This window comes from Bradyrhizobium pachyrhizi (assembly GCF_001189245.1).
GTDB classification, from domain to species: Bacteria; Pseudomonadota; Alphaproteobacteria; order Rhizobiales; family Xanthobacteraceae; genus Bradyrhizobium; species Bradyrhizobium pachyrhizi.
On record NZ_LFIQ01000024.1, the window covers coordinates 78,535 to 89,037 of the forward strand.

The 10,503-nt window shown below is 64.5% G+C and carries 10 protein-coding genes and 1 pseudogene; 6 read left to right on the forward strand and 5 right to left on the reverse strand.

The window, feature by feature from the left end; all coding sequences use genetic code 11:
- Window positions 1-85: 85 nt before the first annotated feature.
- Together AKL29_RS01210 and AKL29_RS01215 are read right to left on the reverse strand one after the other, a co-directional pair.
- The gene (locus AKL29_RS01210) at window positions 86-1,135 is read right to left on the reverse strand and encodes an amidohydrolase family protein (protein WP_038377984.1); all 1,050 of its coding nucleotides are present in this window, start codon (window positions 1,133-1,135) and stop codon (window positions 86-88) included.
- 145 nt (window positions 1,136-1,280) lie between these two features.
- Complete coding sequence (locus tag AKL29_RS01215; RefSeq protein WP_050382501.1) at window positions 1,281-2,225, reverse strand: EamA family transporter; 945 nt, start codon at window positions 2,223-2,225, stop codon at window positions 1,281-1,283.
- 90 nt (window positions 2,226-2,315) lie between these two features.
- On the opposite strand from AKL29_RS01215, the gene AKL29_RS01220 reads away from it, so the two are divergent.
- On the forward strand, window positions 2,316-2,939 hold the full coding sequence (locus AKL29_RS01220) for a CGNR zinc finger domain-containing protein (protein ID WP_050382503.1): 624 nt from the start codon (window positions 2,316-2,318) through the stop codon (window positions 2,937-2,939).
- Window positions 2,940-2,951: 12 nt separating this feature from the next.
- Here the strand turns inward: AKL29_RS01220 and AKL29_RS01225 are convergent, their stop codons facing one another.
- Window positions 2,952-3,791: an MBL fold metallo-hydrolase gene (locus AKL29_RS01225; protein ID WP_050382702.1), complete on the reverse strand. Its 840-nt coding sequence runs from the start codon at window positions 3,789-3,791 to the stop codon at window positions 2,952-2,954.
- Between the two features lie 174 nt (window positions 3,792-3,965).
- On the opposite strand from AKL29_RS01225, the gene AKL29_RS01230 reads away from it, so the two are divergent.
- Window positions 3,966-4,913: an alpha/beta fold hydrolase gene (locus AKL29_RS01230; RefSeq protein WP_050382505.1), complete on the forward strand. Its 948-nt coding sequence runs from the start codon at window positions 3,966-3,968 to the stop codon at window positions 4,911-4,913.
- Window positions 4,914-5,000: 87 nt separating this feature from the next.
- On the opposite strand, the gene AKL29_RS01235 is transcribed toward AKL29_RS01230, so the two are convergent.
- Both AKL29_RS01235 and AKL29_RS01240 read right to left on the reverse strand, forming a co-directional pair.
- Complete coding sequence (locus tag AKL29_RS01235; protein WP_050382507.1) at window positions 5,001-6,518, reverse strand: hypothetical protein; 1,518 nt, start codon at window positions 6,516-6,518, stop codon at window positions 5,001-5,003.
- Window positions 6,515-7,267: an ABC transporter ATP-binding protein gene (locus tag AKL29_RS01240; RefSeq protein ID WP_050382508.1), complete on the reverse strand. Its 753-nt coding sequence runs from the start codon at window positions 7,265-7,267 to the stop codon at window positions 6,515-6,517. Before AKL29_RS01240 ends, AKL29_RS01235 begins: the two co-directional genes overlap by 4 nt.
- Before the next feature lie 295 nt (window positions 7,268-7,562).
- Between AKL29_RS01240 and AKL29_RS01245 the strand changes: the two genes are divergently transcribed.
- From AKL29_RS01245 to AKL29_RS44115, 4 genes and pseudogenes are all read left to right on the forward strand, one after another.
- Complete coding sequence (locus AKL29_RS01245; RefSeq protein ID WP_028336612.1) at window positions 7,563-8,438, forward strand: branched-chain amino acid ABC transporter permease; 876 nt, start codon at window positions 7,563-7,565, stop codon at window positions 8,436-8,438.
- Between the two features lie 10 nt (window positions 8,439-8,448).
- Window positions 8,449-9,597: a branched-chain amino acid ABC transporter permease gene (locus AKL29_RS01250; protein WP_050382509.1), complete on the forward strand. Its 1,149-nt coding sequence runs from the start codon at window positions 8,449-8,451 to the stop codon at window positions 9,595-9,597.
- Window positions 9,594-10,352: an ABC transporter ATP-binding protein gene (locus tag AKL29_RS01255; protein WP_028336610.1), complete on the forward strand. Its 759-nt coding sequence runs from the start codon at window positions 9,594-9,596 to the stop codon at window positions 10,350-10,352. The genes AKL29_RS01250 and AKL29_RS01255 overlap by 4 nt, the downstream gene beginning before the upstream one ends.
- A 10-nt stretch (window positions 10,353-10,362) precedes the next feature.
- Window positions 10,363-10,503, forward strand: a pseudogene (locus tag AKL29_RS44115) (ABC transporter ATP-binding protein); the annotation flags it as partial.

Consider the following 10,503-nt stretch of genomic DNA (forward strand, 5'->3'; position numbering starts at 1 on the left):
GCCTTTGCGTAAAGTTCGACCACCGCTTCCGCATCAGCCTCTCGAAGCGGCCGGATGGTGATGCCGTCATCCATGAGTCGAGAGTTTACCCGATATCGAGCCGATAGACATCCTTTGCCGTCTTCAAGAACAACGCCGTCTTTTCGGCTTCGCTATATTGTGATGCAAGCCGTTTAAAGGTGTTGAAGATGACCTGGTAGCTGCATTGCCCCTTATCAGGTGGGAAGTTGCTCTCGAACATGCAACGGTCCGGACCGAACGCCTCGATGCAGGTCTCGACATAAGGCCGCCAGGCGGCAGCAAGTTCCTCCGACGAGGGCGGCCTGGGGCGGAGGTGGAAGTCGTAGCCGAGCAGGCACATCGCCAGCCCGCCAAGCTTGACCACGACGTTCGGGCATTTGGCGATCTCCTGGATCGACGCCTGCCAGACCGGAAAGGTCTCCGCGCGCTTGCCGGCGAAGCGTCCGGTGCCGACCGGCCCGCCGCAATGGTCGAGCACGATCCGGGTATCGGGGAAGGTGCGGGCGAGGTCGGTCAGCTCGCCGATCTGCGGGTGGAACAACCAGGCATCGAAGCTGAGGCCGAGCGGTGCCAGGCAGGCGAACCCCCTACGAAAGGTGGAGTCCAGCAGAATGCCCTTCGGCCGGTTCGCGTACATATGCGCGACGTTGGGATCCTCGTCCCAGGCCGAGGAGTGGCGGATGCCGCGGAACCGGCCGTTGCCGGCGGCAATCTGCGCCTCCAGCACCGCCTTGGCCTGATCGCCGATCAGAAGGTTAACGTGGCTGACGATGCCGGCGCAGATCGCCGCCTTGCCGTAGCCGCCGCTCGCCGCCATCGCCGCGACGCCGTTGGCGAACTCGACCTCGCCAACCGGACGGAACGCCTCCGGGCCGTCGGCGCGGTACATCGACCGGCAATCGACATAGACGGTCGCCACGATGTTGTGGCCGGACGCGATGTCGTCGCGCATCTCTTCGATCAGATAGCGCAAGCCCCCGCGATCCCAGAGATGGTGATGCGGATCGACGATCGGCCGGGCCGGATCGATGATCTCCTCGGTGTATTGGGCGAGCCAGTCTTCGCGCGGATTGGCATAGAGCCCGCTGGCGGAGGCGGGCAGAGTGCTGGCCATGGATAATACTCCCTGTTCTTGCTCTTGTCGGCCGCCGATACGATGTCGGCTTTGGGGAGGATAACGAGCCGCGCAGGAGCGCGTCAAACCCGGGCCTCTGCCTGACCTCTACCTGAGGAGGCATGCGTACGTCTGCGCGTGCCGGTCAACCCGACCGTATTGCCGGTCGCGACCACGTCATCGACTGAGCTTGCCTCGCCGACGCCGGCGATGCCTGCTCGGTGCGCCAAGTGATGATGACCGAGGCGATGACAAGAAGCGCTCCAAACAACATCGTGACGGAAAACGGCTCGCCCAGAATCAGCGTGCCGAGCAGCACGGCGATGATCGGGTTGACGAAGATGTAGGTCGAGACCATGAACGTCGACACATTGTCGAGCAGCCAGCGAAATGCCGTGAAGCCGATGACGCTGCCGGCGATGGCGAGATAGATCACGGCCGCGAGCGAAGGCGCCGAAACGTCGCGCGGCGAGAAGCCTTCCAGTTCACCGGACGCAAGACTGATTGCAAACAGGACCGCGCCGCCGATCGACAGTTGCATGCCTGACGACAATGTTGGCGAACCATGATCCGAAGTCCGACGCGACAGCACCGTGCCCACCGCCCAGGAGAACGCCGCAGCGAGCAGCAGCAGAATGGGAAGGATACTGAAATGGCCCTGTTCGGCCGATTGCCAGCCCACGATTGCAACACCAGCAAGGCCGGGCAGCAATGCGGCCAGCGTCATGGTCGCAGGACGCCGGGTTTGCGGATACAGGAAATCGATGAGCAACACCCAGAACGGGATCGTAGCCAGCATGATCGCGGCGATGCCGGACGGGACCGATTGCTGGGCATAAGCGAGAACACCATGGCAGCCGACGAAGAACAGCACGCCGCAGAGTGCTGCGGTCAGCCAGTTCCACCGCGAAACGCGCGTGACGTCCGCCCCGTTCAGCGCGACAAGGATCAGGCCGCCGCCGAGCGAGCGAAGGCCCATCAGCAGGAACGGCGGGATCGTCTTCAGGCCGAGCGCGATCGCGAAATAGGTGGAACCCCAAAGCAGGTAGATGGCGGCGAACGCGCCGACAATCAAAACGCGCTTGGACATGCGAGGCTCCCGAGCTAGATTCTAACTCCTTAATGGGTTATCAAATCCAACCCATTAAGGGGTTATGCGTTCCAGAGGAGTTGCTGGACCATGCCGCGCGTTCCTTCGCCTGAGGCGTCGTCCCGGGAAGAGCTCAGCATCAAGTTCGTCAATACCGTCGCATGGCGTCTCCGCGACCTGGTTGAGGATCGGATCGCGACCTCGGATTCCATCCTGAAATGGCTGGTCGATGCCGAACTGGCGGATCGCCGGATCGCCGCGCAGCTCAAGGCGCGATGGAAAGCCTCACCGCACGAGGCCGATGCCTTTCTGAATGCGGCGCATGGTCTGCGCGAGGCGCTCTACAGGATCTTTATCGCCCGCATCGGAGGCGGCCGGATCGATCGGACGGCGCTGGCCGATATCAACCGATACCTCGAAGCAGCGTTGGGCGGTGTTGCGCTCGGACCTGTCGGCGACACCCTGCGGTGGCTGCCGACAGCCGGGAAAGTTGCGCCCGAGACGCTGCTCAAGCCGATCGCATGGTCGGCGGTGAGCCTTCTGACCGGGCCCCGTGCGCTGAGGGTGAAGCAGTGCCAGGATGAGCGGGGTTGCGGTTGGTTGTTCGTTGACGAGAGCCGTACCCAGAACCGGCGGTGGTGCTCGATGGGCGATTGCGGCAATCTTGCCAAATCGCGGCGGTACTACCGGCGCAGCCAGGCGGCGGAGGAATGAGTGCGTTGAGCCTCACACCCCATCCAGGATGATCACCGTCGGCGTCGCCGGCAGCGTGTCGCGCGAAATCCGCAAGGTGCGCTCGCCACCGCGGCGATCGATCTCGAACTGCTGGCCGATCAGGCGCATGAACTCGTCGAGCGGGGTGGCGAAGCGGTGCATCGGCAGCACGACGGCGGCGCGCAATCGCCTGGTGATCTCGGAGATGCCGTCGAGCGACATCGTATAGGTGCCGTCGATTGGCACCATCACGATGTCGAGCCGGCCGATCGCGGCGAAATGGCTGTCGTCGAGCTTGACGTGGAGGTGGCCGAGATGGCCGATGCAGAGGCCGGCGACCTCGAAGATGAAGATCGAATTGCCGTCCTTGATCATCTCGCCGCCGGAGTCTTCGCCCCAGTAGCGGCGGATGTCGGTGGTGACATTGCGGATATAGACGTCGCCGATGCGCTCGGCGTAATGCGCGGCCTGCCCGTTCTCGCCCCAGCCATGCAGCACGTGGGGAATCTTGGGGTCGGGAAACAGCGTGTAATGGGTCGCGTGGGCCCGGTTCATGGTCGCGACGTCTGGCAGCCGCCCGGTCCGATAGACGCCGTTATAGTCGGTCGCGATCCGGATGCCGCCGGGCGTGTCGATATAGTAGGTCGAATGGCCGGCATAGGTGATCGCGACTTCGTCGGACTTGGTCGCGGTCTTGTCCGCGGTCTTGGCCGCGACGCGGCGGTAGCTCACGGGAACGGCGCGCGGCGGCGCATTTGCCATCGCCAGGCATTCGCTGCGCTGGGCGTCCTGCGCGAAGGCATGACCGGTCAATGGTCCCAGCAAGACAAGCGCGGCGAGCAATCTCAGCATGACCTGTTCCGTCTGCGGCGGCATCCGCGGACGGAAGAGTAGCGCGCAATTGGCGTGCCGTCATGATGAGGCCCGTGCATCGCTCCATGGCGCGGGCTGCAACACGAGCCGGGCGATTATTGCGTCGGGACACGCTAGGATGCCGCGCAAACGATCGAGATCAGGGAGTTCTGCGTGACTGATACCGTCTCTTCGCAGCGCGCGCCTTCGACCAAACGGCTCGAGCCATTGCGCCATGTCGACGCCGGTGTGCTCAACATCGCCTATTACGAAGCGGGCCCCTCCGATGGGCCGGCCGTGCTGCTGATGCATGGCTTCCCCTACGACATCCACTCGTATGTGGACGTCGCGCCCGTGCTGGCGGCGCAAGGCTGTCGGGTCATCGTGCCCTATCTGCGCGGCTACGGACCGACGGCGTTCCGCGACAAGGCGACGCCACGCTCGGGCGAGCAGGCGGCAATCGGCGCCGACATGATGGCGCTGATGGACGCGCTTGGCATCGAGCGCGCGGTGTTCGCCGGCTATGACTGGGGCGGCCGCGCCGCATCGATCGGTGCGGCGCTGTGGCCGGAAAGATGCATCGGACTCGTCTGCACCAACGGCTACATGATCCAGGACATCGCACATGCGATGGTGCCGGCGCAGCCGGATCGCGAGGTCGCGCTGTGGTACCAGTACTATTTCCAGCTCGAGCGGGGGCGGGCGGGGCTCGCCGCCAACCGGCGCGGCATCGCCAAAATCCTGTGGTCGCAATGGTCGCCGAGCTGGGCGTTCGACGACGCCTGCTTCGAGCGGACTGCGGTCGCGTTCGACAATCCTGATTATGTCGACGTCGTGATCCACAGTTATCGGCACCGCTACGGCGTTGTCGATGGGGATCCGCAATATGCGGATTTGCAGCGGCGGCTCGACACATTGCCTGTCATCAGGGTCCCCGCCATCTCGCTGGACGGCGCCGACGACGGCGTGACGTTCGCGACCGACGGCAGTCGCACCGCGGCAAAGTACACCCGCCGCCTGGCCCATCGCCTGATTCCGCATGCCGGGCACGACCTGCCGCAGGAAGCGCCGGAGGCGTTCGCCGCGGCGGTGATCGAGGTGGTGAAGGCTAAAGCGCGATGAGATTAAGTTGAATCGTCATCGCGCCTTAGCTCTTTGTTTGAGCATGATCTTTTCGGAAAACCGCTTCGCACTTTTCCGGATCATGCTTTAGCGCCGCGGGCTGATCTTCCAGGCGATGGCAAGCGTCAGCAGCGTCAGAATGCCGCTGACCAGCGCAGCCGTCGGGATTGTCAGGGCCAACGCCGCGGTTGCGGCCCAGCCGATCGAGGAGAAGGCTTCCGCGAAGGTGGCGATGCGGGAGGAGGTTTGGCGCCGGCGGAACTGGCTGCGCTTGGCCTGCGCGCGGAACCAGAGCTGGACCGCGGCGGCGGATGCGGTCGCGATGAGGATTGCGATCGCCGTGACCGCGGCCTGCCCTGGCGAGGCAAACGCCAGCGCGGCCACCAGCGGGGCGAAGATTACGGCGATTGCGATCAGGACCACCTCGACCTTGGCGCGGGTCACGCGTGACGGCGGCAGCGGCGCGGTCGCCACCAGATCGGGCGCGTCCTCGCCGGAGATGGTCAGCCATGCGAGCCCGCCGGCGAGCTGGCCTGCGGCCATCACGATGACCGGCGTAATCAGCACGATCGCGGTCGACGTACCGGAGAAGCTGCGCCACAGCATCAGCGCCGGCGGCAACAGATAGAGCATCTGCATCAGGCTCTGCGACAGCAGCCACGGGTCGCGGCGCAGCAGCAAGAATTCCTTGCGCCGCAGCGCCTGCTGCCGCGAGCCGGCCCGGAACGCGCGGGCGCGTCCCCGCGTCACCGCAGCCGGATTGGCGGCGACGCTGGCGACCGTATCGGCGAACCGCGGTGCGAATAGCGCCATCACGCCGCCGAGCATCACCAGCGCCGCGGCGAGCAGCAGCATCATGATTTCGAGGTCGCCGAGCGATGCACGGGCCGGCCACCACAGCAGGCTGTCGGCAGCGGGGGCAATTCGCGCCGCGGTTTCCGAGGTCAGAAAAGCAAAGCGCGACAGCGTGCCGTAGGACAGCACGGCCACGACCTGCAGCGCGATGACGAAGCCGGCGCCGATCACGGCGGAGACGACCTGCGCCACCAGCCGCGTCCGGCTCGGCCCGATCACGCGGAACAGGAACGCGGTGACGGCGATCGCGGCGGCGGCCGCCGACAGCCCGATCGCAAGGACGACGCCGAAGCCGGCGAGCCAGCGCGGGCCGCCGAGATAGACCAGCACGTCGATGAACGGCGTCGACAGCAGGAGCGCCATACTGCTCACCGTCAGCGCGATCGCGGCGATCCGGATCGAGAAGATGTTGGTGAGCTTTGCCGGCGACGACATGATCAGATCGAGATCGGCGCGGGCGTAGAACACGCGCGTCACCGACTCGATCGCCTGCGAGAGCATCAGCGCCCAGGCCAGGAAGATCGTCGCGGTCAGCACGATCAGCGACGACGGGTCGAGCGGAAACCGCAGGTCGGCATAGCGGTTGACCACGGCATAAGCCGGCAGATGCAGGATCGCCGCGAAGATCAGAAGGCCGATCACGGCGCGATTGCGCCGGCGCCGGCCGCCGGTCATCATCGCCAGCCATTCGCGCCACGCCAGGCGGAATTCGTGGCGGGCGAACCAGGTGAGGTGGGCGACCGAGCTCACGCGGCCGCCGCTTCGGTATCGACCAGCGCGATGAACATGTCCTCGAGGGTGGTGTCGTTGCGGCCGTTCTGCGCGCGCAGCTCGGCCAGCGTGCCCTCGGCGATCAGCCTGCCGGCCGCGATGACGCCGATCCGGTCGGCCATCCGCTCGGCGACTTCGAGAATGTGGGTGGTCATGATCACGGTGCAGCCGGCGCGGACGCGCTCCTGCAGCAGTCCCTTGACGTGACGCGCCGACAGCGCGTCGAGGCCGGTCAGCGGTTCGTCGAGAATGATCAGGCGGGGATCGTGCACCAGCGCGCCGGCCAGCGCCACCTTCTGGCGCATGCCCTTGGAGAAGCCTTCGCAGCGCTCGTTGAGATGCGGCTCGAGCCCGAGCGACACCAGGAGATCGCGCGCCGAGCTCTCCGACGTGCGCGGATCGATGCCCCACAGGCCGGCGACGAATTCGAGATATTCCAGCGGCGTCAGCTTGTCGTAGATCATCGGCTCGTCGGACACCCAGGCCATGATCTGCTTGGCGGCGACCGGATCGGCGAGCGCGTCGATGCCAAGGATCGACACCGAGCCGGCATCGGGCCGCAATAGCCCGGCCACCATGCGCAGCGTCGTGGTCTTGCCAGCGCCGTTCGGCCCGAGCAGCGCATAGAACTCGCCGACACGGATCGTGAGATCGAGCGCATCGACCGCCGGGCGGTCAAAACGCTTGGTTAACCCTCGCACGGCGAGTGCGGACAGTTCAGGTGTCATGGCGTGGTGGCGATCCGGAATTTCGCTCGTCGGTTGCGCAAAGCTTGGACAAAAACCGTTTCGGTGCAGTGAATCGCACGAGGCAAATCAAAGGTGATATCCGTATTAGTCCGTGCTGCGGCAAATCTCCGCAAATGTGATGATACAGCGACAACAGCGGTTTGTTGACAGGGATCGGGCCTTTTGGCTCAATCAGGGCGGACATAGGCGGCTTTCGGCGCTCCAGACACAAGGGCGTGAAGGCGGGATGCAACGAGCGATCGGATAAGAATCGCCGGGCATCGGGGAGGGAACGATGCTGGACTTTGTTCAGCAGCTCGTCAGCGGCATCGCGCTCGGCTGCGTTTACGGCCTGATCGCGCTCGGCTTCGTGCTGGTCTACAAGGCAACCGAGGTCGTCAATTTCGCGCAAGGCGATTTGATGATGCTGGGCGGCTTTTTCGCCTTCACCTTTATCGGCATGCTCGGGCTGAATTACTGGGTCGGGTTCGCCGGCGCGGTGATCTGCATGGCGCTGTTCGGCATGCTGGCCGAGCGGCTCGTGGTGCGGCCGATCCTCGGCTATCCGCAGTTCTCCATCATCATGGCGACGATCGGGCTCGGCTATTTCCTGCGCTCGGTCTCCGGCATGATCTGGGGCACCGACGACTTCAAGATCGAGACGCCGTTCAGCCAGGGCGTGCTTCGGATCGGCAGCCTGGTGCTCGCCTACGACAAGCTGTCGGTGATCGCGGCGACCATCATCCTGTGCGCGCTGCTCTATCTGTTCTTCAACCGCACCACGCTCGGCACCGCGATGCGCGCCAGCTCCGAGAACATGCTGGCTGCCTATTACATGGGCATTCCGGTCAAGCGGGTGGTCTCGATCGTCTGGGCGATCTCGGCCGCGGTCGCGACCTGTGCCGGCGTGCTGCTGGCGCCGATCACCTTCATTCATTCCAATGTCGGTCTGGTGCTGGGGTTGAAGGCGTTTCCGGCGGCGGTGCTCGGCGGCTTCGGCTCGATCCCGGGCGCCGTCGTCGGCGGCGTCCTGATCGGGGTGATCGAGAGCATGGCCGGCTTCTATCTGCCGCAGGGCTGGAAGGACGTCGCGCCCTACATCGTGCTGCTCGCGGTGCTGCTGCTCAAGCCCGAGGGCCTGTTCGGCCTTCATGTTCGGAAGAAAGTCTGAGGAGCAACGGATGCGGTTTCTCTTCAAGACCGATTATGAAGACGACATCAAGCTGTTCCCGCATTCGGGCTACATCTATTCCTACGGCCTGTTGCTGGCGGTGCTGCTGATCGCGCCCTACGTGCTCTCGAGCTATCTGATGAGCCAGCTCGTCTTCGTCTGCATCTACGCGACCGTCGGCGTCGGGCTTTTGATCCTGACCGGCTTCACCGGACAGGCCTCGCTCGGCCATGCCGCGTTTCTTGCGATCGGCGCCTATACCGCGGCCTATCTGCAGCAGTTCAATGTGCCGTTCCCGGTCTACTTCCTCGCCGCGGGGCTGTTGACCGGCGTGGTCGGCGCGCTGGTCGGGTTTCCGGCGCTGCGGCTGCAGGGCATCTATCTGGTGATCGCGACGATCTCCTTTGCGTTCATCGTCGAGGAGATCCTGGCGCGCTGGGAAAGCGTCACCAACGGCAATGAGGGCATGCGGGTCAAGACCATGCAGCTCGGCACCACGGTGTCGCGCGACGGCCCGACCTTCTATTACCTCTGCCTTGCGGTGCTGGTGCTGACCATCGTCGGCACGCTCAATCTGCTGCGTTCGCCGACCGGGCGCGCCTTCGTCGCGATCCGCGACAGCGAGACCGCGGCGCGCAGCATGGGCATCAATGTCGCGCTCTACAAGGTGAAGTCGTTCGCGATCTCGGCGGCGATCACCGGCTTTGCCGGCGTGCTGTTCGCGCACAAGCTCTCCTTCATCTCGCCCGAGATGTTCACGCTGCAGCTTTCGATCGAGTTCATCATCGTGATCCTGATCGGCGGCACGTTCAGCCTGCACGGTGCTGTGCTGGGCGCGATCTTCCTGGTCATGATCGATCCGTTCCTGACCTATCTAAAGGACGATATGCCGGGCGTGATCGGCGGCATGGCTGCGACCCTCGGCGCCGGCACCGAGCGCGCGGGCCATATCCAGGACGCGGTCGCAGCCTTCGCCTCCGCCAACGGACTGAAAGGCGCGATCTACGGCATCATCATCGTGCTGTTTGTGCTGTTTGAACCGCTCGGACTCTACGGCCGCTGGCTCAAGATCAAGCTCTTCTTCCAGCTGTTCCCGCTCTACAAGCGCGCCACCTTCAAGCGGCAGAAGATCTATGTGAAATCGGAGCGGAACAGATGAGCTATTTCCGCGCCGAGAACCTGTCGCTGCATTTCGGTGGCCTCAAGGCAGTCGATGCGGTCAGCTTCGCGGTCGAGAAGGGCGAGATCCTCTCGATCATCGGGCCCAACGGCGCCGGCAAGAGCTCGATCTTCAACCTGATCTCGCGGATCTATCCGCCGACCTCCGGCAAGATCTTCTTCGAGGATCAGGACATCACCCAGGAGCCGGCCTACGACATCGCGAAACTCGGCATCGCCCGCACCTTCCAGAACATCGAGCTGTTCGAGAACGCGACCGTGCTGAGCAATCTCCTGGTCGGCCGCCATCGCCATTCCACTACCCGGCTGTGGCAGGAGCTATTGTTCCTGCCGAGCGTCCGCGCCGGCGAGAAGGCGCATCGCCGCCGCGTCGAGCAGGTGATCGAGTTCCTCGATCTCGAGCCCTACCGCGACAAGCTGATCTCGGGACTGCCTTACGGCGTGCGCAAGGTGATCGAGCTGGCGCGGGCGCTGTGCTCGGAGCCGAAGCTGATCCTGCTCGACGAACCGTCCTCCGGCCTCAATGTCGAGGAGACCGACGACATGTCGTTCTGGATCCGCGACATGAAGAGCGAGCTCGGCATCACCGTGCTGATGGTCGAGCACGACATGACGCTGGTCAACCGCGTCTCCGACCGCGTCATCGCGCTGAACTACGGTCGCGTGCTGGCGATGGGCTCGCCGTCCGAGGTGCAGCACCATCCCGACGTCGTCGCAGCGTATCTCGGCGCATGAGGATGATGCCATGAGCACAGCGGACATCATCCTGAAACTCTCCAACATCGAAAGCTATTACGGGCCGATCATGGCGATCCGCGGCATCAGCCTCGAGGTGCCGCGCGGCCGGATCGTGACGCTGCTCGGCGCCAACGGCGCCGGCAAGACC